General features: G+C 54.2%; 19 protein-coding genes. 10 read left to right on the top strand and 9 right to left on the bottom strand.

All coding sequences use genetic code 11. The features are described 5' to 3' along the window. Positions 1 to 105: 105 nt before the first annotated feature. Genes VH413_04740 through VH413_04720 form a run of 5 tightly spaced genes read right to left on the bottom strand, consistent with a single transcriptional unit; the run spans position 106 to position 5,980 of the window. A complete protein-coding gene (locus tag VH413_04740) occupies positions 106 to 1,068 on the bottom strand; it encodes an ABC transporter ATP-binding protein (GenBank protein ID HEX3797988.1) in 963 nt (320 codons plus the stop codon). A 27-nt stretch (positions 1,069 to 1,095) separates the two neighbouring features. Continuing rightward, the gene (locus tag VH413_04735; protein ID HEX3797987.1) at positions 1,096 to 2,199 is read right to left on the bottom strand and encodes an ABC transporter permease; all 1,104 of its coding nucleotides are present in this window, start codon (positions 2,197 to 2,199) and stop codon (positions 1,096 to 1,098) included. Next, the gene (locus tag VH413_04730) at positions 2,199 to 3,164 is read right to left on the bottom strand and encodes an ABC transporter permease (protein ID HEX3797986.1); all 966 of its coding nucleotides are present in this window, start codon (positions 3,162 to 3,164) and stop codon (positions 2,199 to 2,201) included. Before VH413_04730 ends, VH413_04735 begins: the two co-directional genes overlap by 1 nt. 59 nt (positions 3,165 to 3,223) lie before the next feature. Continuing rightward, complete coding sequence (locus tag VH413_04725; protein ID HEX3797985.1) at positions 3,224 to 4,093, bottom strand: type II secretion system protein; 870 nt, start codon at positions 4,091 to 4,093, stop codon at positions 3,224 to 3,226. 57 nt (positions 4,094 to 4,150) lie between these two features. Further along, positions 4,151 to 5,980 (bottom strand): MFS transporter, encoded by a 1,830-nt coding sequence (locus VH413_04720; protein HEX3797984.1) that lies wholly within the window; start codon positions 5,978 to 5,980, stop codon positions 4,151 to 4,153. Positions 5,981 to 6,551: 571 nt separating this feature from the next. Between VH413_04720 and VH413_04715 the strand changes: the two genes are divergently transcribed. Together VH413_04715 and VH413_04710 are read left to right on the top strand one after the other, a co-directional pair. Then, complete coding sequence (locus tag VH413_04715) at positions 6,552 to 8,708, top strand: hypothetical protein (GenBank protein HEX3797983.1); 2,157 nt, start codon at positions 6,552 to 6,554, stop codon at positions 8,706 to 8,708. Positions 8,709 to 8,986: 278 nt separating this feature from the next. Beyond that, positions 8,987 to 9,136: a hypothetical protein gene (locus VH413_04710; GenBank protein HEX3797982.1), complete on the top strand. Its 150-nt coding sequence runs from the start codon at positions 8,987 to 8,989 to the stop codon at positions 9,134 to 9,136. Positions 9,137 to 9,184: 48 nt separating this feature from the next. Here the strand turns inward: VH413_04710 and VH413_04705 are convergent, their stop codons facing one another. The 4 genes from VH413_04705 to VH413_04690 all read right to left on the bottom strand — a co-directional run bounded on the left by VH413_04705 (position 9,185) and on the right by VH413_04690 (position 15,534). Then, a complete protein-coding gene (locus tag VH413_04705) occupies positions 9,185 to 12,361 on the bottom strand; it encodes a hypothetical protein (protein HEX3797981.1) in 3,177 nt (1,058 codons plus the stop codon). 456 nt (positions 12,362 to 12,817) lie between these two features. Further along, complete coding sequence (locus tag VH413_04700; GenBank protein HEX3797980.1) at positions 12,818 to 13,987, bottom strand: hypothetical protein; 1,170 nt, start codon at positions 13,985 to 13,987, stop codon at positions 12,818 to 12,820. 175 nt (positions 13,988 to 14,162) lie between these two features. Further along, the gene (locus VH413_04695) at positions 14,163 to 14,510 is read right to left on the bottom strand and encodes an antibiotic biosynthesis monooxygenase (protein HEX3797979.1); all 348 of its coding nucleotides are present in this window, start codon (positions 14,508 to 14,510) and stop codon (positions 14,163 to 14,165) included. A gap of 106 nt (positions 14,511 to 14,616) precedes the next feature. Then, on the bottom strand, positions 14,617 to 15,534 hold the full coding sequence (locus VH413_04690; protein ID HEX3797978.1) for a DUF2652 domain-containing protein: 918 nt from the start codon (positions 15,532 to 15,534) through the stop codon (positions 14,617 to 14,619). A 106-nt stretch (positions 15,535 to 15,640) separates the two neighbouring features. Here VH413_04690 and VH413_04685 point away from each other — a divergent pair, with 106 nt between their 5' ends. The 8 genes from VH413_04685 (at position 15,641) to VH413_04650 (ending at position 23,474) form a co-directional block, all read left to right on the top strand. After that, positions 15,641 to 17,074, top strand: a complete 1,434-nt coding sequence (locus VH413_04685; protein ID HEX3797977.1) for a sodium:proton antiporter — start codon at positions 15,641 to 15,643, stop codon at positions 17,072 to 17,074. 72 nt (positions 17,075 to 17,146) lie between these two features. After that, a complete protein-coding gene (rpmE, locus tag VH413_04680) occupies positions 17,147 to 17,389 on the top strand; it encodes a 50S ribosomal protein L31 (GenBank protein HEX3797976.1) in 243 nt (80 codons plus the stop codon). A gap of 126 nt (positions 17,390 to 17,515) precedes the next feature. Further along, positions 17,516 to 18,595 (top strand): peptide chain release factor 1, encoded by a 1,080-nt coding sequence (gene prfA, locus VH413_04675; protein HEX3797975.1) that lies wholly within the window; start codon positions 17,516 to 17,518, stop codon positions 18,593 to 18,595. Positions 18,596 to 18,602: 7 nt separating this feature from the next. Continuing rightward, positions 18,603 to 19,493 carry an alpha/beta fold hydrolase gene (locus VH413_04670; GenBank protein ID HEX3797974.1) on the top strand — a complete coding sequence of 297 codons (891 nt, stop codon included), beginning with the start codon at positions 18,603 to 18,605 and terminating at the stop codon, positions 19,491 to 19,493. Further along, a complete protein-coding gene (locus VH413_04665) occupies positions 19,474 to 20,073 on the top strand; it encodes an HAD-IA family hydrolase (GenBank protein HEX3797973.1) in 600 nt (199 codons plus the stop codon). The genes VH413_04670 and VH413_04665 overlap by 20 nt, the downstream gene beginning before the upstream one ends. 351 nt (positions 20,074 to 20,424) lie before the next feature. Then, positions 20,425 to 21,153 (top strand): hypothetical protein, encoded by a 729-nt coding sequence (locus tag VH413_04660; protein ID HEX3797972.1) that lies wholly within the window; start codon positions 20,425 to 20,427, stop codon positions 21,151 to 21,153. 80 nt (positions 21,154 to 21,233) lie between these two features. Continuing rightward, positions 21,234 to 22,325 (top strand): NADH:flavin oxidoreductase/NADH oxidase, encoded by a 1,092-nt coding sequence (locus tag VH413_04655; protein ID HEX3797971.1) that lies wholly within the window; start codon positions 21,234 to 21,236, stop codon positions 22,323 to 22,325. A gap of 72 nt (positions 22,326 to 22,397) precedes the next feature. Next, positions 22,398 to 23,474, top strand: a complete 1,077-nt coding sequence (locus VH413_04650) for a tetratricopeptide repeat protein (protein HEX3797970.1) — start codon at positions 22,398 to 22,400, stop codon at positions 23,472 to 23,474. Positions 23,475 to 23,486: the final 12 nt, after the last annotated feature.

The raw sequence follows: 23,486 nt of genomic DNA, 5'->3' as shown, positions 1-23,486 counted from the left end.
TCTTGTCGTTAAGGACGAGCGGTGTGCCAGCATAAGATGTAATCACACGAAAGTGACCCGGATTATCTGGAATCTGAATGCGTCCCATAATTTATCCGTTTTGGTTTATAATTCCTTCGCATAAAGACACCGCACCCACCGACTCGGTTCCACTTCGATCAGTTGCGGCGCCGTCGTTGCGCATTCGGGATGCGCGCTCGGGCAGCGCGGAAAAAATCGGCAGCCGGGCGGAAAATTTCCCAGGCTCGGCACGTTGCCCGGAATCGCCGTCAGCCGCTGCATGTTTCCACTCAGCTTCGGCACCGAATTCATCAACGCCTTCGTGTAGGGATGCAGCGGCCGCTTCAACAACTCCAGCGCCGGCGACATCTCCACTACCTGTCCCGCGTACATCACCGCCACGCGGTCGGCAATGTCTCCCACGATTCCCAAATTGTGCGTGATGAGCAGGATGCTCATGCCCAAACGCTTTTTCAGGTCGAGCAACAAATCCAAAATCTGCGCCTGGATCGTCACGTCCAGCGCCGTCGTCGGTTCATCCGCCACCAGCAGCTTCGGCTCGCTCGCCAGCGCCATCGCGATCATCACCCGCTGCTGCATGCCGCCCGACATCTGGTGCGGATAATCCTTGATACGCGATTCCGGCGCGGGAATGCCCACAAGTTTGAGCAGCCGAATGACTTCCTCATTCGTCGCTTTCGCCGGCCGATGCAGCTTGAGCGATTCCTTGATCTGGTTGCCCACGCGAAACACCGGGTTCAACGATGCGCTCGGGTCCTGAAAAACATAACTCACCACGCCCCCGCGAATGCCGCGCAAATCAGTCTTCGACATCTGCAACACGTCCCGGCCATTGAGCAAAATTTGTCCGCCTACGTATTTTGCCGGTGGCGATGGCACCAATCGCGCGATGGACAGCGCCGTCACGCTTTTCCCACAACCACTCTCGCCGACCAGCGTGACCGTTTCGCCCGCATCAATCGTGATCGAGACATCATCCACCGCGCGCAGGCTGCGGTCGCCCGCGATGAAATCGAGCTTCAGATTTTTGATTTCGAGTAGCGCCATAAAATTCTGGTTCGCCCCGGCTGCCGTTCATTTTGACTTCGTGTCCGCCGCGTCTCTTAACCCATCGCCGAGAAAGTTGAAAGCCAGAACGGTAATAAATATCGCCACACCCGGCGCGAGCAGCCACGGATAATTCGTCAGATACTCGGGATTTTGCGCGGCGTTGAGCATGATGCCCCAGCTCGCCGTCGGCTCCTGGATGCCCACGCCGAGAAAACTCAACACCACCTCGCCCAGGATATAATACGGCACGCTCAACGTCGCCGCTACGATCACATAAGAAAATGTCCCCGGCAAAATGTGGCGCATCACCACGCGAAAATCGCTCAGCCCCATCGTCCGCGCCGCGAGCACGAACGGCCTTTCGCGCAGCGAGAGCGCCATCCCGCGGATCACGCGCGCAGAACTCGCCCAGCCGATCAAACTCAGTATCGCGATGATCAACAAATACACCTGCCCTGAACTCAAGCTCGCCGGAAACGTCGCGCGCAACGACATGATCAGATACAACGCCGGGATGGACATGATCAATTCGCACACGCGCATGATGATCGAGTCCGTCATGCCGCCGAAGTAACCCGAGATGCCCCCCACGATCATGCCCAGCCCAAAGCGAATCACGATGCCCACCAGCCCGATCGAAAGCGAAATCTGCGAGCCATACAACAGCCGCGAAAAAATATCGCGCCCGAATTGGTCCGTGCCAAAAAAATACACCGGATGATTTTCGTCCGACGGCCCGAACAAATGCCAGTGCATCGGAATGAAACCAAATAATTTATAAGCGTCGCCCAAAACAAAAAACCGGATCGGCGCGACATCACCCTTCACCATCTCATATTTGAAAGAACCGACGCCCGCTTTGTAACCCTGCACCGCCGGACGCAAGCCTTCCCAGCGCAACGCCGTGGGCCGGTGAAAAATACGGTCGCGGTCGTAATGTTCAAAACTATACGGCGCAATAAAACCCGCGAAGAGCGACGCCAGATACAAAATCACCAGCACAATTCCGCCGAAAATCGCGATGCGCTGATGCCGAAGCCGCTGCCAGAAAACGCGCCACGGCGATTCCATTCCCGCTCCGCTTTGGGCGAGCAATTCCGCGTCCGCATTTTCGGGCGAGGTTTCCATTATTTCAAGCGGATGCGCGGGTCGCTCCATGCGAGCAGTAGATCAGCGACGAAATTTCCCGCGACCAGCAGCGCCGCCGCCATCACCACGCTCGCGACCACCAGCGGATAATCCTTCGCGAACAGCGCCTCCATCGTGAGCCGCCCCAGCCCCGGCCACGCCATGATATTTTCCACGATGAACGCGCCGCTCAACAATCCCGCGAGCGAATATCCAAAAATGGTGAGCAGCGGATTGATGGCGTTTCGCAAAACGTGTTTGTAAATCACCCAGCCTTCGGAAATTCCCTTCGCGCGCGCCGTCGTCACGAATTCCGCGCGCAACGTGTCGAGCAAATTACCGCGCATCTGGCGCATCACCCCCGCGAGATCGCTCGCGGCGAGTACGATGACCGGTAGAATCAAGTGTTGCAGGCGATCCATGAACTGCTGGCTCGGCGTCATCAAATCGTAAAGCGAACTTTGCAATCCGCCGATGGGCAGCCAACCCGTTCCCGCGGCGAACATCAACGCCAGCAGCGCCAGCAAAACATCCGGCACCGAAAGCCCGACGAACGCGATCAACGAACACAATCGGTCCACCCACGAATCTTTTTTCACCGCCGCCCAAATCCCCAGCGGAACCGCCACGCCCCACGCCAGAATCGTCGCGCCGAGCGAAAGCACAAACGTGTTCCACAACCGCGACATGATAAGCTGGCTCGCGGGAACTTTGTAAGCGACGGAATAACCCAGGTCGCCATGCGCGGCATTTTTCAGCCAGTAACCGTATTGGACATACCACGGCCGGTCGAGATGCTGCTCGGCGCGCAACCGCGCGAGCGTCTCCGGCGAGACCTGCGGATTTTGAGAAAGCTGCGTGTAGTAATCGCCCGGCGTGAGCGCCATGAGCAGGAAAGTCAGCAACGAAACGCCCAGCAAAATCGGGATCAGATGCAGCAGGCGTTTGATGATGAATACAAACATCGTCTCGACAGGATTGCCGCGATACTACTTCGCGTCAATACTGCCAATGAAACGCGCCTTCAATTTACTGTCGCCCGATAAGTCGGGTTCCAGATAATTTCTGGATTGAGCGGCTCGGTTGCATTGGAAGGATTATTTGTTACCGCTTGGATTTTGTAATACGACGCATGCGCATCGAGGAATGCGATCACCGTGCCGCCAGTGTGGCGGTTGGCGATGTTCTTCCAACGGTTCGCCGGATTCTCTGAATTAAATTGTGGAGAGCCATTGACCACTTCTTTAGTTGGGCTGAAGGCACAATCAAAGAACAGCACCGTCGCCGAAGGTTTCGGCAGGTTGGAAATTCTCGGCATGTTCGGATAGGCGTAAACGCTGTCGGTTCCGGAATCTGCCACGGTCTTTCTTTTCAAATCCAAATTGAAATCCATGCTGAAAAAACCACCCTTGCCGCCGTGAGCGCCACCCGTCGAAAGCACTGCGAAACCAGTACCATCCATCTGCGCCGATGGGCACAACCAAATCTTGCTAATGCCATTCCCCGGAAAAGGATATTTCTGCCGCGGATCCGATTGCGGCTGATGGAAAAAATAAGTCAAAGTCGGCGAAGCGATATTCGGCGGAAGCAAATTAAACCAACCCGCCGTATCATCCGGTGTACCGCTGCCGTTGATATCGCCACTGCCAGTCAGCCACTGAGAACTGGAACTTCCGAAACCATCGCGAGGAATGCCATCATTATTATCCGAAGCATAGATAGCTTCCGCCAATGCCCACTGCTTCAAATTGGAAACACAATTAATCTGTTGCGCCTTCGCCTTCGCGCGGGCGAGCGCGGGCAGCAAAAGTCCCGCGAGGATTGCGATGATGGCGATCACCACGAGTAACTCGATCAGGGTGAACGCAGCGTTGAGTTTGGTGTTAGGTTTCATAAACAGTTGTCTAGTCGCAAGACCTATCGGCGTTGGTTTATTATAGCACAGTTGAGCTTATTTTGTGGGTGAAATCTCCGGGGCGGGCGGCGGGGTTTTCGGTTTCACCGTGCCGCGAATGAACACCATCAGGATTCCGCCGATCAATCCGAATGGCGCCATGAAATAAAAATAATTCCCCAAACTGCGGTCGAGCAGCTTGCCCAAAACATAACCCGCTAGACTGCCGCCCAGATATTGAAACGAATCAATCACGCCGGACACGAACCCCGAATTCTTGCGCCCGCCGATGTCCATCGCCGCCGCCGTGCCGAGAATGGAATGCGTGGAATTCGCCGTGAGCGAGATCAACACCAGCGAGGTGATGGCGGCATTGACGGAATGAAATTGCGCCGCGAGCAGGATGAGCGCGGTTTCGAGAAAATAAATTCCCGCCGCCACTGGCGCGCGGCGGCCCTTGAAGAAAATATCCGACACATAACCCGACGTCAGCGAGCCCGCCGAGGCCACGAACGGTATAAGAAAACCCAGCCACTGAAATTTTTCGGAGCTGAGATTCATATGATACATGTCCTGCATGTAACGCGGGAACCACAAGTCCACCGCCTGCCGCACTGCGCCGGTGCAAGCGTAAGCGCAGGCCACAAACCAGATCGTCGGGTGCGTGATGATTTTCCAAAGCAACTGGCTGAAGGTGGGTTCAACTTCGTTCGTCGCCGGTGGCGGTTCGGCGGCTTTGGTATTATGAAAACCGGCGGCTTCAGGCGTCTCTTTCACCGTCAACGCCATGCCGACCGCCACGATCGCGCAAATGCCCGACGGAACCCAAAACAGCCATCGCCAATGCAGCGGCGGAATGCGCCACATCCACAAAAATGTAAAACCCGCGAGCAACGCCGGACCCAAATTAAAAATCCCAAAGCGCCCGAGGTTGATCATGAAGCCGAAAATACCCGCGAACCTTCCACGCTCGCGCTGCGCGAACCACGCGGTATTGATGCGGATCATGCCCGGCGCGCCGAAAGCCTGGAGATAACCGTCAATCCCGCGAATCGCCACGAACAGCCAGAGCAATCCCAAAAATAATTGCACATGGAAAAACGGAATATGCACCAGCCAGTGGTTAAGCTTTTTGATTTCCTGCGGATAAGCCTCGTCGAGCAAAGTATGATTCAGCCAGACCAAGTTCGCGCCGGTGGGTTCGCTCGCAAGCAGGTTGGTCGCGCCGCGCGAGAGCGGCACCTTCGCAAAGCGGTTGGTATCGTAAATCGGCGGGCCGCTGATAGCGTAATTCAAATCCGTGGCGAGCACCCGGGAAAGGTTGGTCGAAACTTCATTGGTTCCGAGGCTGGCGGCGAGAAAATCAAGATTGGTTTGCGGAAGATGCAAGCGGATGTAGAACGAAAGATTCGTCGTGACGGCATTGGTATCTCCGTACAACTTTGCCGCCAGCGATCTGGCATCGGCAATATCGCTGGCGACGAACGCGATTTTTGGCCTGACCGCATAAAGACCAATCGGCCCCTGCGAAGCCGCTGGCGCGAAAAACCCGACCATCGAAGCCGCGCCGAACAGGATGTTCATCATGATCGTGCCGCCCGCGCCGATGAGCATGGCTTTCTTGCCGCCGATGCGATCGGTCAGCAAGCCGTTAATGATTTGGCCGGCGGCGTAAGCCAACAGGGCGGTGCTGATGATCGCCCCCATGTCCGCGCGCGAAAAGGCGTACTCGCGGCTGATGGAACCGTTGGCAATCGAAAGATTGTAACGGCACATGTAAAACGAAGTGTAAAGCAGCCCGAGAAATCCCCAGTTCAATCCGCGGCGGGCGCGGAATCCCGGCGGGTAAGTAATGCGTGCGGAGTCGCCGGGTTCAGTAGAATTCATGCGTCAGGACTGGATGGCGCGGACGCCGGCAAATTTGGATCGGATTTGGATTTTGCGGCCAGTCAGCGGAGCACCACCCCGGGGGTGCGATTCAAGCCATGAACTATGCCAAAAAAACATAAGGAATAAACGCTTGATAAGTAAACGCGCATCTCCGCCATGCTGGCAAGAAGAATTCTGGCGGCGGTGGGGCGATAATTTAATCTTTCGCGAAAAACCTCCACTGGCACGCGCTAAAACGCGGTTTCGCAAATGAATAAAAGTTCATTGGCTAAAAAATAAATTACGTATGCGTAATTAAATTTCCCGATCCGCAAATTCTTCACTTGTCCCCCGAAATGGTGACAGATTCGTGTTGACTCTCCCGTTGTAACTGCCTAAGGTGAGTCCTTGTTTTAATTCCCGGTGCCACGGGACAAAAGTTTCCAAACTGTAACCTTTCCCGCCACAGATTCAGGTAAGCTGCCAGGCGTGCAAGTTAAGTCGGAAATATCATCGCATCGCCGGACGGGAATTAATTTACCGGACATTGCCATCGAACAACTGAAAATAACCCCGAAAATCAGCAACCATGAAAAATAAAATAGCAGTATTATTATTGGCCGTGTCGGCCTTTGTCGCCCCGTTGGCGGCAAAAGCCGATTTGATTTGGTACGAAGGTTTCAATTATCCCAATGGCGTCCTGACCAATGTCGCGCCGGCCGGGCTTTGGACGAACTTCAGCGGCACCGCTGACATGATCGTGAGCAATCACGTTCTCCAGGTCGCTTCCACCGGCGGTGGCCTTAACCGCGCGGGCGATGAAGCCCGCTTCCTTGGCGCTGCCTTTACGAACGCACCCCAGGTTCTCTACGCCAGTATGACGGTGATCTGCACCAACCTGCCAAATGGCCCGGGGACTTACTTTTCCTCCTTTTACAATACTTCCAGCGGTTTCTCCGGCCGCATTCAGGCTTTCACCAACCTGGCCACCAGTCCCAACACTTGGCGCATCGGCGCCACCGGCAACGGCGCTGCTACCAACGCTTTGAACGGCGGCCTTGGCGTGGACCTCGGACTTAATGTTGCCTACCAGGTGGTGGCTCGTCTCGACCCCGTAAACCTGCAAGCTTGCACCATCTGGATCAATCCGATCAGCGAAAGTGATCCTTCGTATAGTTCCAGCGATAGCCTCGGCTTCGCGACCAGCACTGCTATCAACGCCTTCGCTTTCCGGCAGGCGAGCACCGCAGCTACGGCAGCGGGTGTGAACAGCGCTTTCTTCTATGTCACTAATGTGGCCCTCGCCACGACGTTTGATGAAGCCCTGACCAACGTCCAGCCCACCAACGCCGTCGCGCCAGTCTTCGGCACTCAGCCGGCGGGAACGACTAACTTCGTGAATATTCCTATTACTCTTTTCGGTGTCGTCAGCGGCCAGGGCCAAATGAATATCACTTATCAGTGGTACAAAGGCGGCCTGGCTTTCAGCAATCCGAACGGCAACAGCCCGGTTCTTCCCTTCTCCAGCCCGCAAACCACCGACAGCGGCAGTTACACGCTCGTGGCCACCACGCCTTACGGCTTGTCCACGACCAGCGCGCCGGCAAACGTCTTGATCAGCGCGCAGCCCGTTCCTCCGACCATCACCAGCGGGCCGGCCAGCCAGAGCCTTTACGTCGGCCAGAACGTGACCTTCTCCGTCATGGTCAGCAGCCCCGGCAATGTCTCTTATCAATGGAAATCCAACAGTGTGAACATTGATGGCGCGACTAGTTCGTCCTATACCATTGCGAATCTTCAGACTAACTTCGCGGCCAACTACAGCGTCGGCGTCACCAACGACGTGGTTGCCAACGGCGTGGTCAGTTCCAATGCCGTGTTGACCGTCAGTCCGGCGCAATCCGTTTCGATCGGATTCCTCCGCTCGCTGGTGGATCCGAATACCTTCCTGCCAACCGCTTCGCCCACCCAGCCATTCGCCATCACTGGCGTGGTGACGACCTTTACGAACATTACCTCCGGCAACACCGCTTCCTATTGGTTGCAGGACAGCACGGGCGGCATCAACGTCTTCATCACCGGCGGCTCGACCTTCCGTCCAATGCAGGGTGACATTCTTAATGTTACGGGTGTGCTCTCCAGCTTCACCAGCGGCCTCGAACTGGACATTGATACCAACGGCCTGACCCAAACGTCCTACACCGACACCGGCGTCACGACCAATCTGCCCACTCCGAAAATCATCCCGCTCACGATCACCAACAACTTGGCGCTGGTTAATTCCACCTACGCCGGTTCGCTCGTGACCATCCAAAACGTCTCTTTCGGCACCAATGGCGGAACCACCATCTCCGCGACGGCCAACCAAAACGTCACCGTCACCAACGGCGCCGGCCAATCCTTTACCGTCGCGTTCTTTGACCTCGACCTGGACACCGCCGGCCAGACATTGCCTTCGGGAAATGTCCCCTCCATCACCGGTATTCTCTACGGGCTCAGTCCGACTTACAGCCTGGCAGTCACCAAGTTCTCGGACATCAACACCAGCGCCACGGTCAACGTAACCCCAATCCCGCTGGCCTTCACGTCATCGGGCACGAACATCGTGGTGAGTTGGGGCGACCCGACCTTCACGCTTCAGTCCTCGACGAATGCGACCGCCGGCTACACCAACATGACCGGCGCAACGAGCCCCTACACCAATGCCATCGGCACGAACTCATTGTTCTTCCGATTGATCCATTGATCGTTGAAGTAATATAATTCTCAAGGGCGGCCAGCCATGGCCGCCCTTTTTTTATTTCCCACGGACCGCGGGTCTACGACCCGCAGCAAAGCTTATCCAGTCAAGTCGCTCCCACGAGGAGCGGCGCACACCTAAACTCGTTTTTGCGAATCGGCACAAAGACTAATAAGTGCTTTCCTCGTTCAACCTTTGCGTCGTGGAGTTGCCTCGCCTTAACTTTAGCAGCAGGGTTTGTCTGTGGCAGCGGAAACCCAGGTCGAAAAAAATCTTTGGCAGCAATGCGCGATGCATTGCGCATCCAGGATCGTTTCGTGCCGGAACCCTTGTTCGCCAGGACTGGGCGCGGCTATCTCAAAAGCCAGGGAGTTTCCACCGTCCAAAAGATCAAGACCAGCCTTCGCGGCAAATCTTCAGCCGAGGGCAAATGAAAAAACCACGGGATCATCTCCCGTGGTTTTTATGTTTCCAACCCGCTGCTAGGCTCCGACTAAACTCTTTCCGTTTCTCCACGTGTTAAGGAACGACGAGGCTTCGGTCAATTTCTTCTCCAGGTTCTGAACGTGGTTGGTGGCTTCGGTCGCGGCTTGCTTGGCTTCATCCCGTTCCTTCTCGGCGCGGGCTAACGATACCTTGAGCGGTTCGACGGTGGAGCGCAATTTTTTCTCCGATTCCGTTTCCCACAAGGTTTGCGCGGCCATCTGCCGGGCCTCTCCCTGTGCGATCAACTGGGTGACCAGGTCCTGCTCGCGCTGCTTGGCATTCGTTTGCGCTGTTTCTTCTTTCTGCTGCATTTCCTTGCGCAGTTGCGTTTCGAGATCGCGCAAGGCGGTCTCAGATTCCGATTCGCGGCGGCGATGCAGTTCATCGGACTGCGCCTGCAATTCGGCGCGCGCAGTGTCCAGCTTGACCTGCCATTGCTGTTCGCGCTGGCGGGATTTGGATTGGAACAGTTCATCCTTCTGTTGCGTCTCGAGCGTCAAACGGGCTTCGATGGCGCGGACGCGGAATTCGGCCTGGCGTTCCAATTCCGATTCGCGGCGATGGAACTCCTCCTCGGCCTGCGTTTGCATTTCGCCGATGCGGACTTCCGCCTGCGCCTGCAACTGTTGTTCGCGCTGTTTCAATTTGAACTGCGCCACGTCTTCGCGCTGCTGCACTTCCTGTTTCCAGCGCGCATCCACATCCAAGGCGCGCGCCTCGAACTGACGCTCAAGTTCCGCTTCACGCCGGCGGCCATCCTGCTCGATCCGGTTTTGCGCCTCAACCAGCCGGGCATCGAACCCGATGGACAATTCCTGCTGACATTGTTTGAGGCGATGCTCGAAGTCTTCTTCGCGCTGGCGCAAGGTTTTGCCAAACTCCAACTGCTGCCGTTCCAAACGATGCTTTTCCTGCCGCGTGACTTTTTCCAATTCGCGCGCGGCATCTTCTTTGGTTTGCAATAATTTTTGCGCAAAGGAATCCGTCTGCTGTTGCAGTTGCGCTTCCGCGCCGTCGCGGGCGTGCAAGGCGTCCTTCAAGTCATGGGTCAATTTTGCGGATGCCTCGACCGCGGCCAACTCGGTATCGGAAGCCTGACGACGTGCCTGGATGACCTGATTTTTGGCATCCTCAGAAACTTCCTGCAACCTTTTGTGATGCGCCTGCATCATGGTGGTGCGCTCGGTTTCCATCGCCGCACATTGGTCGTCCAATTCCTGGCGCATTTGCGTGAGGCGATCCGACCAGGCGTTCTGGCGCATCTGAACCTGACGTTCGATTTCAGATTTCTGGAAATCGCGCAACGCATCTTTCTCGATGACCATGCGGTTGAGCGAATCGGCCATGCCGGCCAGCTTGACAACCCATTCGGCTTCGAGGTTTTTTGCTTTCAACGCGTATTCTTCCTCTTGGCGTTTCAATCTTTCCGTCTGCGCGGTCGCCGCGGCCTCACTGGCAACGCGCGCGGATTGCAACTCAGCATCTTTTTCAGCCAGCGCTTTTTCAGCGGCGGTTTTGCTGGCGGCCAGAGCGCGTCCGCGAGCGGCGATCTCATTGGCGGCTTCACTGGCCTTGCGTTCAGCGCGCAAAATTTTCAAACGTCCGGCACGTTTATAAAGCTCGTGCATGCGCTGGCCAAAGAATCCGAGGCGATGCGCGGGACGCTGTTGCTCCGGTTGGAAAATCGTGGAGAAACCGATCTCCACCATTAGCGTGGGCAGGAACGCCACGATGAACGCAAGCACCGGATAAACCCAGATGCGGACCATGCTGATCTGGTCGGTATATAAATCACCGCGCTCTTTGGCGGTGGAAGTGATCGAGATGGGACGCTGGCCTTTTAGCAATCCGCGCACGATTTCAACCGTCGTCGCGATACGATGCACCTGGGTATTTTTAATTGCCGCTTCGCGCGCTTCATAAAAACCTTCGGCCTTCTTGCGGCTCTCATCCAAGGCGGCGCGAATGTCGTCCACCTTCAGCGCGGCGGTATCAAACTGCTGATCAATCGCTCTTTCTTCCGCCGTCCATTGCGTGGCCAAGGCAGCGTTGGCGGCGAGCAAGTCCTGGCGTTTGCGGTCGGATTCTTCGCGCTTGGTACTGGAGCGATGATCAAATTCCTCGCGGAGTTGATGGGCACTGGCATCCACCTGCGCGACGCGTTCACGGCGCTGATTATTGACGGCCAATAATTCCGCTTCCTTGGCTTTGATCTGCGTATCGAGTTCGGCGATCAGGGTCGGCTTGAGAATCGTGTTGGTTTCGCGTTCGGGCGGGACGCCGGGATCCACCGGGGTCTTCATCACCTGGCGTTCGAAAAAGTTCGCGTTCTGATATTTCTTCAACTCTTTGTCATAAGCGATTTTTCGGTTTTCGTAGTCGGCCAGCTTCGCTTTGTAGGCGTTATCAATGCGCGCCTCTTCGGCATTCCATTTGGTGGCGCGGCCGACTTCGGCTTCGCGGCGGGCGCGGAGATCGGCGAGACCTTTATTGAGCTGATCGGTGTCGGCATCAAACTGTTTGATGATATTCGCCTGGCGGGCGTCCACCTCGGACAATTCCTTCCTCTGATAATCCGTCAGCGAAATGGCGTCGGTGCGCGAATCGTCATTGCGTTTCAGCGATTCCTCGAGATCGGCCTTGCTCTTGGCTTTGCGCGCGGCCAACTCGGCGAGCTTGCGATCGCGGTCGCCTTTCTTTGTATCAATGCCCGCCAACTGGTCATTGAGTTGCGCGATTTTAACTTCTTCTTTCGTCGCTTCATCAAGCATCTGGCTTGCGGGCGCGAGCGCGACACCCATTTCGTACACCGCCATGTCCTTGACGAGTTGGAACGTCAGCAAACAAATCAACGGCAAGCCGAACAGCAGCATCATGAGCTTCTGCATGCCGCGGCGCGAGGCCGTCCAAATGGCGAGCGGCAACTTGAGTAACTCGACCGCGAGTATCGTCGCGCCAATCGGCCCGATGCCGAAAAAAGTTACGCCCATGCCTTTGGGCAGGCAGACCACTTGCTGATATTTCCAGCCGGTCGCGAGAATCACGAATTCCGTAAGCGTCGCCATGACCAGCAACGGCAGGGTTAAATAAGAAATGCGTTTCCCCTTGAGCCGTTGAAATGGTGAAAATCCGGTGTCCTTGGGAACGGGCGGCGGCGGGGTATGGGAGTCCATTGAGTCGGAGTTATTCATAAGAAAAGATGTGTGCCTGGTTACGTCAAAACAACGAAAGTTACTAAAGCAGCTTATATGCCTCCCTCGAAAATTGATTTCGGGCGATTATAAATCCCCGGTAAATATTGGTTGGCCGTGTCATTGAAAACGCCACAAATGCTTGAGTCGCGGAAGAACAGGAAATTTTGCGAAGTTTGCGTTGTGGAAATTTTTGAGCTGCGATGAAGAACGCAACCAACTATAAACGAGACTTTAATTCGCCCTGTTCCTGTACACTTTGCTGGCAATATGTAGGACAGTTCCTACAGGACTAAAAAATGAGCAACAAACTATTTCCCAGCTTTCACGGAATGCGCCAGGCACGGCCAGCGCCACCGCATTAGTGGTTAATCCGGGCACATCTAGGATCGTCAGCCTAATTTTGCGGGGAAATTTGCTGGCCTTTGAACCGCACCGTCAGGCCCGTTGATTAGAAGACAACTTTTTTTCCAGCCAAGTAAGAAACCGATATAGGGCGGGGTGAGCTATACTCAAATGAAATCGCTTCTTGTAGCGTTCCAGCCATTGTTGAGCGGTTTGAGAAGATGAAAAGGAAGAAAAATTTAAAAGCGAAAATAAAGTTATCTGTATCATTTCAAAAAGAGCGGCTTCCCTGCTGGCGCGCAAGCTAAGCACAGTCGAAAACTCTTCCCGCGCATACTCTTGAATTCCTGCTTCATCCATGTGACTTAGGGTTTCGCTAATACTTCTTGCCATTTGATGAAAATCTTCCAAAAAAACTCTCCAGAAATTGCTTTCGTGCAATTCAATGATCGCCTCCGGGCTTAGGGATCCAAGTCGAATGTGAAATTTGGAGTCAAGGAATAGCGTTAAAAAGGTTTCAAGAAAATGTGGAGATTGAAGGAAGGTGACGGTTTTGGAAATGGACGAAATTCGCAGTAACGAATCCCCCAAGTCCGTCCCGCGAAATGGAACAACTAATCGCCCGGGATGGCTGTCTCCAAGCTCATAAATGCTCATGGCGATGCGATTATTATAAAATCTTAACTTTTCATCGTTTGAATGTTTCCCGCATTTGGCTATGAAAGATTTTACGGCAGGCCACGATAAGTCGGAGGACGTCGGAAATTTCGACCATAGCAAATCAATTTGCTGCGAATCCAAATCAAATGGGTTTTCGCATAGCAAATTTAATGCGTATTGTCGTATTTCCTTGGGCAAACCATTTGTTGAATCACAGTGTTTATATAAAAAAAGCCTGTTAGGATCCAGTTCCCGAATATGGCTTAAAAGCGACGACTGCCTGGAAGTGCTTAAATCGGAACCTTGCTGCTCAACGCCCTCAGCTGTCGAATAAAAATCATCTTTTTCCCATGCTTCCAAAATCAGTTTTCTGGTATGACAAAGTGCTTTGAACGATTGAGAGCCAAGTAAATGTTTGAATATGGCATAGGCTCGTTGATTTATAGGACAAACCATTTCCCATAACCCAACGTCCACAAAGTCATGAAACAAAAGAGCAATTTTAATGTCTTTTTCGATTTTCCGGCATATGTCAAGTTGTGTGAATTTTGAGGAAAACGCAGGAAATCGGGCTTGCGCGTGGATGTCAAATAATGGCAGCAAACAGATTTTGTATTGTTCACGGCACTTTAGCCACCAACTTGCGCTTAATACATGCATTCTATAGCCGCTTTGTTTTATAAGCCTGCCGTTTATGGCCGATGTGATTTTAACTGTAATAATTGATACTGATTGGGCCTTTGATTGACAATCAACACTTTGGCAATTTTACCACCGATCAACTTATTGCAGGAGGGATCAATACATGGCCGTATTCCCGTTCCACTTTCGCGATTCTCACTTGATAGTCCGCATACCACACTTTTTTGCCAGCTTCCTGCGCGGGCTGGTGTTGCAGATGCCCCTTCCACGCGGTGATGGCTTCTTCGTTGGACCAATACGAAACGGTAATTCCCAAGCCGTCCGCCCCGCGCGCAGTTTCGACGCCGAGAAATCCCGGCTGCTGCGCGGCAAGTTCCATCATGCGCTGCGCCATTTGTCCGTACCCATGATCGCTCTCGGTGCGATGCGATGTAAAAATCACGGCGTAATATGGAGGCTCCGGTGTTTTGGCTAGAGGTTGCATATTTCTAAATCAAAAGGCTCATTGGCGGTCTTGGATAAATTATCGCCCAGATAACTTGCCGTTGGTCGCGGCAAGTCTTTACCGCCCGCTCGATTATTTTATCGGGTTAATTTCCATCACAGCAACTTCCGTCCGACTTGTGATCGTGATCGTGATGCGAGTGTGATGCGCCGGGTTTTTGCAAAGCATGAAAGGCCACGAACACGATACCCGCCGGCAGATAGATGGGCGTCAGCAATGCCGTCAACAAGGCGAGGCCTGCTTTCGTAACGCCGTACGAGCTTGAAACAACGTGGTTGAATTTTCCCGCCTGCGAAACGAAAGGGCTGAACCACAGTTTGCAAAACAGTTTCCACGATTCCGCGAAACGGCTGGAGAATGAGGTTTTGATTGCCGAGGCAACCGCCGCCACGCCTCCGGGTATGTAAACCATGGTTTTGACCGGGCCAATATCGTCGTAATCCTCCCGATAGGCGTGCAAAGGAATTTGCTCGGGAAATTCCACGTCGGCCCGCGCGGCTTCGGTGAGCAAAAGATATTGATCGGCCTTTACAGAATTTTTGAGCAACCGATGGACGATGATGACACCCACCCCGGCAAGCTCGGTGAAATTGAAGACGCGATGGAATAACGCCTCGCCACTGTGAACGACGACTTTGAGCCGCAGCTTTTCGATATGAGCGCAGGCATTACACGAGCAGGTGGTCGAACGGCTGAGTTCATTTACTTTGTCGCTGAAGATCTGGAAAAAGGTGATGAGGTTTTTGCCGATGATCTGTTTGACCCTGGGCCAGGGATGGGCGCCGTCCTGTTTCCGGCAATAAAAGAAAACCGCGTCGCCCTCGAGCTTGGCAACTTCCATGGGCAGCTCGATTTGTTTAATGATGCACTTGATGAGTTCGGTGATGATGGCCTGGCTGTGCGTGAGAGACTTGGCATTGGCGGTCATGTAACGCGTGTAACCGCTGATGTCGGCGATGATCAACATCACGGGTTCAGGGCGGTCATCCGGTCCAGAGTCCATGCGCGCGAATTGTCGCAAGGCGGGACAGTTTCTTACAAGCTTTCTCGCGCGCCTTCCGCGCGACGAATGTCTTGCTCCCGCGGAATAATAAATTCTTAATGACGTGATGGGATCGAGCCCGGAAATAGTTGCGGTGAACCCGTGGATGATTCTGCCGTTCGCCGCGCTGCTGGCGATGATTGCGCTGGCGCCATTTTTATTCGCGAAGTTCTGGCATAAGCATTATTCGAAGGTGGCGGCGGTTTTGGGAACGGTGGTGATCCTATATTATTTCGCCGGGTTGCATGCGGCGGCGCGCGTGGGTGAAACGGCGCATGAATATATCGGGTTCATTGCGTTGATTGGTTCGCTGTTCGTCGTATCGGGAGGGATTCACATCGTGGTGCGGGGACGAGCGACGCCTTTAGGCAATGTGCTGTTTCTTTTCGTGGGCGCGGTGCTGGCGAATGTGCTCGGAACCACAGGCGCGGCGATGCTTTTGATTCGCCCGTGGCTGCGGCTTAATCGATCTCGCGTGTCGGCGCATCATGTGGTTTTTTTCATCCTGGTCATCGCCAATGTCGGTGGATGCCTCACGCCAATCGGTGATCCGCCGCTGTTTCTCGGTTATCTGATGGGCGTGCCGTTTGGGTGGGTGATGATGCATTGCCTTCCGATGTGGGCGTTGGGTGTGGCGATATTGCTCGCGATGTTTTTTTTCGTGGACCGGCTGAATGTGAATCGCGCCCGGGAAAAAAATTCCGACTGGCACGCCACAACCGAGCGATGGAAATTTGAGGGGCTGCCTAATATTATTTTTCTCGCGATTATTATCGGCGCGGTGTTCATTAATGATCCGCCGTATCTGCGCGAAGGCTTGATGATCGTGGCGGCGTGGGGATCGTATTTCACCACGCGTAAACACATTCACAAGGCGAACCATTTCAATCTGGAGCCGATCAAGGAGGTGGCGATTTTATTCGTCGGCATTTTCGCGACGATGATGCCCGCGCTGGATTGGTTGCAGAATAATGCGAGCCGTTTGCAGGAGGCTTCGCCGGGTCTGTTTTATTGGAGTTGCGGAACGCTCTCGAGTTTGCTCGACAATGCGCCGACGTATCTGTGTTTTCTGAAGGCGTCGTTTGGGCGGTTCGTGGATGCGGATTCGGTGGCGCAGATCACACAACTGATGCACTCGCACGGAACCACTCTGGCGAGCGTCACGGGGTCGCATGTGGAGGCGATCAAACAGGCATTTGCGACGTTGCAACAACTTTATCCTGACCAGGTCCGCCTCGGGACGGCGAGCGTGAATCAAATCCAGGTGGCTTATCTGTTGGGCGATGCCCGGCTTAATCACTTCATCGTGGCCATCAGCGTGAGTTCGGTTTTTTTCGGCGCGAACACGTATATCGGCAACGGCCCGAACTTCATGGTGAAAGCCATCGCCGATCAGCAGAAAATCCCGGCACCGTCGTTTTTCGGGTATATATTGAAATATGCGCTGCCATTTATGCTGCCGATGTTGCTGGTGGTGTGGTGGATATTTTTTCGCGGGTGAAATGGGCCTAAAAAATCTTCATTTTAGGACTTGTCAAACGGCGGGGTGTTGGTAGGTTATCCGACCTTTGTTATGAAAGCTGATTTACATCCTAAATATCAGGAATCGGAAATCCGTTGCGCCTGCGGCAACGTGATCAAAACCCGTTCGACCAAGCCGGTCTTGTTGCTGGGCATTTGCAATGCCTGTCATCCTTTCTACACCGGCACACAGAAATTCGTGGATACCGCCGGCCGCGTGGACAAGTTCCAGCAGCGCATGGCGAAGACGCAGGCCGCCCAGGCCGCGGCCGCCTCGAAGAAGAAAAAGAAGTAGCATCGCTTTGCCAATCCGCCCGCGTGGTTTATCGCCATGCGGGCGGACTGTTTTTTGACGGGGTGCGCGTGCGTACGCGTGCCATCATTTTTTTGGCAATCGCTACCTGTTTTCCGTTGATCAAGCATGGATTTGCGTCCTCATATTGACCGGTTCGCGCGCCGTCTGGCGGAGGTGGAAGCGTCGTTGAGCGACCCCAAGGTGTTCGACGACAACCGCCGCGCGCAGGAACTCTCCAAGGAATATTCTTCGCTCAAGGAACTTGTTGCCAGCGGACAGGCTTATCTCAAGGCCAGTGCGGACCTGGAAGAGAATCGCACGCTGCTCCAGACGGAGCCGGCTGAATCTGAATTGGCGGTGATGGCGCAGGAAGACATCGCGCGATTGGAAGTGGACGTGAAACGGCTTGGCCAGGAAGTGTTGAAGGGAGTTTTGCCGCCAGACCCGACGGATTCGCGCAATACGATTTTTGAAATTCGCGCGGGCGCGGGTGGGTCGGAGTCGGCGTTGTTCGCGGCGGATTTGTACCGGATGTACACGCGTTATGCCGAGGCGCACGGATGGAAGGTGGAGAGCATTGATGCGAGTCCCTCGGACCTCGGCGGCTTTCGGGAAATTATTTTTGGCGTGACGGGGTCGGATGTTTATAAGCGGCTGAAATACGAGAGCGGGGTGCATCGCGTCCAGCGCGTGCCCGCTACGGAGGCGCAAGGGCGCGTGCATACGAGCACCTGCACCGTGGCGGTTTTGCCGGAGGCGGAAGAAGTGGACGTAGTGATCAACCCGGAAGATTTGGAGATCAATCGCTGCCGCGCATCGGGCAAGGGAGGGCAAGGCGTGAATACCACGGATTCGGCGGTGCAGATCCAGCATAAGCCGAGCGGCTTGATTGTTTATTGCGCGGATGAACGCTCGCAGCATAAGAACAAGGCGAAGGCCATGACCGTGTTGCGGTCGCGTTTGTTGGAGCGCAAGATCGCCGAGGAAAACGCGAAATACGCGGCGCAGCGCAAAGAGCAAGTCGGCACCGGCGAACGCAACGAACGCATCCGTACGTATAATTTTCCCCAGAACCGCATGACGGACCATCGCATCGAATTGACGCTTTATAATTTGCCTGCGTTGATGGAGGGCGAGATTGACCAAGTGATTGATCCGCTGATGGCGAATGATCTGGAAGAGAAGATGGCGGCGTTGAAATTGTGACGATGCGATGAAGCGCTTTTTTCAACGATGGTGGAAAGGGCTCGTTGGGCTGATGGCGATAGGAGTTATAGCAAGCGCGACCGTGGCGTGGAAGGTGGGCGGGGAACTGACTGCGCCAGCCAATCATCCGATTGCCGCGCCAAAAGATTCACGTTTTGAAGACGTAGTTTTTCCCAGTCAAAGCGGTGCGACAATTCATGGCTGGCTCATCTCGCCGAACGCGCCGCACGGCGTCATCATTTTGCAGCATGGGATTCGCGGAGATCGAAGGGCGATGGAGTCACGCGCGCAATTTTTATATCAGGCGGGCTACGCGGTATTGTTGTTCGATTTTCAAGCGCACGGTGAAAGCATCGGCAAGGTCATCACTCTTGGCCATCTGGAAAGCCGCGATTCACAAGCCGCAGTTGCTTTTGTGAAGGGCCGATTTCCTCGCGAACCGATTGCTGTGATTGGCGAATCGCTTGGAGCTGCCGCCGCCGTGCTGGCCGAGCCGCCTTTGCAAGTCCAGGCATTGGTGCTTGAGATGATGTATCCGAATGTGATTGAGGCAACCAAAGATCGCATGGAAATGCGGCTTGGTCCGGCGGGGCGATGCCTTTCGCCGTTATTGACATCACAAATTAAATATCGGATTGGCTGCAGCACCAGCGATTTATGCCCCATCGAGCGCGTCGAAAAGATTACCGTGCCCAAGCTGTTTCTCGCCGGCACGAAGGACACACATACGAAATTCAGCGAGGCGCAGGAGATTTTCGCGCGAGCAGCGGAGCCAAAACAATTTGTTCCGTTTGAAAACGCGCGGCATCAGGATCTGCACATATTTGACAAAGACCGTTACGAAAAAATAATCCTCAACTTTTTGGAAGAAAATCTGCATGAGCAACACAAAATTTGAACCGCGCGGGATCGTCTTTGATTGTGATGGCACGCTGGCCGACACGATGCCGCTGCATTGGAAAGTTTGGAAGGCCGTGACGGAACGCCATCGGCTGCATTTTCCCGAGGACCGTTTTTATTCGTTGGGCGGCGTGCCGTCGCGGGACATTTTGAAAATGCTCAGCCAGGAACAGGGCGTGCCGGTGGACAATCTGGCGGTGGCGCACGAGAAGGAAGAGGAATATCTCACGATGCTGGCGCAGGTCGAGCCCATCCATATCGTGGTGGACGTGGCGCGGGAAAATTTTGGCAAGATTCCGATGGCGGTGGCATCGGGCGGGAATCAGCCGGTGATCATCAAAGTGCTGGAACATTTGGGCATCCGGCATTTGTTCAATGCGGTGGTGACGAGTGAAGACGTGGTGAATCAAAAGCCCGCGCCGGATATTTTTCTGGAAGCGGCACGGCGCATCGGCGTGGCGCCACAATTTTGCCGCGCGTATGAGGATACGGACATTGGCTTGCAAGCGATCGCGTCGGCGGGGATGGATGGAATTGATGTGCGGACATTGCGGTCGGGGGCGGAGAAGAAGTTTTAACTGCGGCGAGGAATGAATACTTAGGTCCAATCATATCTTGTGCCTGGTCCTGCCCCGAAATTCCCGCGAAGATTATTTACTGGCTCCAGGTTTTATCTGTTATCGCTACGTAGAGCGCCACTGTGGTTTGAAATTTCAAGCTCATACGTCATCTGCAGACTCATCTCGACAAAACTGCGCATTTGACTAACGTGGCTCTGATTTCCCACTAACGCATCGTGGCTGAATTGAATTTCAGCAGAAAAGGAACGGGGCACTATGAGAATTTCAAAACTATCTTGCGGATGGATTTACATCTGCATTGGGATTCTCTTTCTTTTGATGGCACTTCGTTGTTCGGCAGCGCAATTTGTGGAAGTCACCGCTGAGATCGAAGCGACGGATTGGGATTATATGCTAATGAGCGACCCTCCGCGCGAACAGTTCAAAGGACCGAGAATTGGCAGTATTTTTAGTCCCCGGACGGTTAGATGCGTCGTGGGAACCAATACCTGGATGATACAGACTCTACACACGACTCGCTGGTTTACCGGCACGGAAATCATTGAAGAGACGGCGGTGACGAATGCCACGGACTTGAATTCCCAGCAGATTTATGTGGGTCGCGGTATCCATCGGCAGACGCGGGTTTTTCCTTCAACCGACGGAAATCCGGGCCGTCCCGTGGGCGTGGCAGATATTATGACATTTGATTTGCCGGCGAAGGTTGGCTGGCTGGCCTTTTGTTCCGGGTTAACACTAAAGCAGGCAGGGCGCACCGTTTATCCAACCAGCGACTTTTGGAAGGAATATATTTTCCATTGGACCGATCAAACTTCGGTGTTTCACGATGAACTCGGTTTGCCGGAAAGCATCAATCTGATCACCACAAATAATCTGCCTCTTTTCAATTATCGGGTTCACACTTCGACGAATATCATGGGCTGGAATTTTCCATTGGAGTTTTACAGCGTCCAATATATTTCACATGGAACTAACGCCCCTCAGGTGGACGTGACGGTCAAAGGCAGGGTCAAAACCATCGGCCCCGGAACGGAGCCGATCATTCCTCCCGAGGTCCTTAAAGCTATCAAAAAGTGAAAACAATCGGGCGCTTTATATTGTCGCGGTGTTTTCTTTCGCTTCGTCCAAAATAATTTTTTGTGTTATCATGCACGCGCATGAGTAACGACGCCATCAACGCTCCGCATCTTTTTCAACCGTTCACGCTCAAATCCGTCACGCTGCGTAATCGCATCGGCGTCTCGCCCATGTGCCAATATTCTTCGGAGGATGGGGTGGCGACGGATTGGCATTTGGTTCATCTCGGTTCGCGCGCGGTTGGCGGCGCGGGACTGGTGATCGCGGAGGCTTCGGCGGTTTCGCCGGAGGGCCGCATCACGCCCGGCGATGCGGGCATCTGGGGCGATCAACATGTCGAACCGATTGCGCGCATCAATCGTTTCATCAAACAGCAAGGCGCGGTTCCGGGCATCCAGATCGCACACGCGGGCCGCAAGGCTTCCGCAAAACGTCCGTGGGATGGCGGCGCGCAGTTGCCCGATGACGCCGGCGGCTGGCCGATGCTTGCGCCGAGCGCCATCGCGTGGGGCGAAGATTTAAACAAAGTTCCTCGTGCGATGACGCTTGAACAGATTGCGCTGGTGCAGGGCCAATTCGCCGCCGCTGCCGGACGCGCGCTAGCCGCGGGTTGTGAATGGCTCGAACTCCATTGTGCGCACGGTTATCTGGCGCACGAATTTCTTTCGCCGCTTTCCAATAAGCGCGATGACCAATACGGCGGCAGTTTCGAGAATCGGATTCGCTTCGCGCTCGAACTCACGCGCGGCGCACGGCGCGTATGGCCGGAACGCCTGCCGTTCACGGTGCGGATTTCCTGCACGGATTGGGTTGCGGGCGGCTGGGACATCGAGCAGAGCGTTGAGTTGTGCAAGCGATTGAAAGGCGAAGGCGTGGACTTGATTGATTGCAGTTCGGGTGGGAATTCGCCGGCGCAGAAAATTCCCACGGGCGCGGGTTACCAAATTCCCTTTGCCGAACGCATCCGCCGCGAGGCGAATATTCCCACCGCCGCCGTGGGCCTCATCACCGAGCCGACGCACGCGGACGAAATCATCCGCAACCATCGCGCCGATCTCGTGTTGCTTGCGCGCGAATTTTTGCGCGATGCTTATTGGCCGCGCACGGCAGAATTGGCGTTGCGCCGCAAAGATGCCATCACGCCGCCGGTGCAATATGCGCGGGCTTGGTAGAGTGGTGAGAATTTTTGCATTCCTGATTTTTCGCGGCTTGTTTTTGAGGACTGGCTGAGGCATGTTGCGTTAGTGAAAATTTCCCTGGGAGTGTCGCTGGCGATTTTGTTTGGGCTGGGCTCGGTCGCGCATGCTTGCGTTTGGGATTCAAAAACTTTGTGGGAGGAGAAACACGAGCATCCGACTTTGGCGCAGGCAATTCTTAATCCGAAGACAGAAACGCCGGACGTAAAAGATCTCACTGACCGGATCGCGAAGCTAAAGGCGAATCCCCAGACGAATGACCCAGCGTGGTGGAATGATTTTGCGGGCGCTTATATCCGGCTCGGGCAATCGGCTGTGGCGGTGAAAATATTGGAGCCGCTGACAAATAAATTCGCCGGTGATTACGGTGTGCATGCGAATTTGGGGACGGCGTATCATTTGCTCGGCCGTTATGCGGACGCGGAAAAAGAAATTCGCCGCGATTTAGAAATAAATCCCGACGCGCATTTTGGTTTGGAGAAATATCATCTGGCGTTGTTGCAGTATTTGAGCGCGAGCCCGGAGTATCAGTTGCGGCATGTCTATGTGGATGAGTTTACGGGTGCGCTTTTCTCGGATTTAAAATATTTGTTCTTTGGGCCCGATTATTTTTATTCGTCAGGACGCGAAGAGCTTCCTGATTCCAACGAACTTAAATACGCGAATGATGAAACAAAGAGAATCTTCACCACAAACTCACTGAGCTTCGACGAGCTTCAACGGCTTAATCAGTTGGGTCACTCGGATGGGTTAATGGGCTATGAAAAAAATTGGGATTTAGGCACGAACAGCAATCTCGAGCGGGGGGTCATATATATGGCCACTCTGAATCAAAAACAACCTGCGTGCTGGGTAATGCTGGGTTTGCTGGCGAGCAGTCATCGCGATTTTCAGTTAGCAAAGACCGCTTTTCAAAAAGCGATTGATTTGGGATCACCGCAGACGCTGGTGTTGCAGTGGCAGATAAAGGGCTTCAACGAACTGCCGGTACAATTACATATTTTTGGGTTTCGACCGGCGGTGTTAATTTTTGCGGGTTTGATGGTTGGTTTCGTGGTGGTTGTAATTCGAATCATTTGCATTTTAATTAAAGAGGCAATTCGGAAATCCGCAAAACCTTCCTAATTTTGTAAAAAA

It is taken from the genome of Verrucomicrobiia bacterium (genome assembly GCA_036268055.1).
Lineage (GTDB): Bacteria > Verrucomicrobiota > Verrucomicrobiia > Limisphaerales > Pedosphaeraceae > DATAUW01.
The sequence above is the reverse complement of the archived record's forward strand: the minus strand, read 5'-3'. Positions and strand labels throughout refer to the sequence as shown.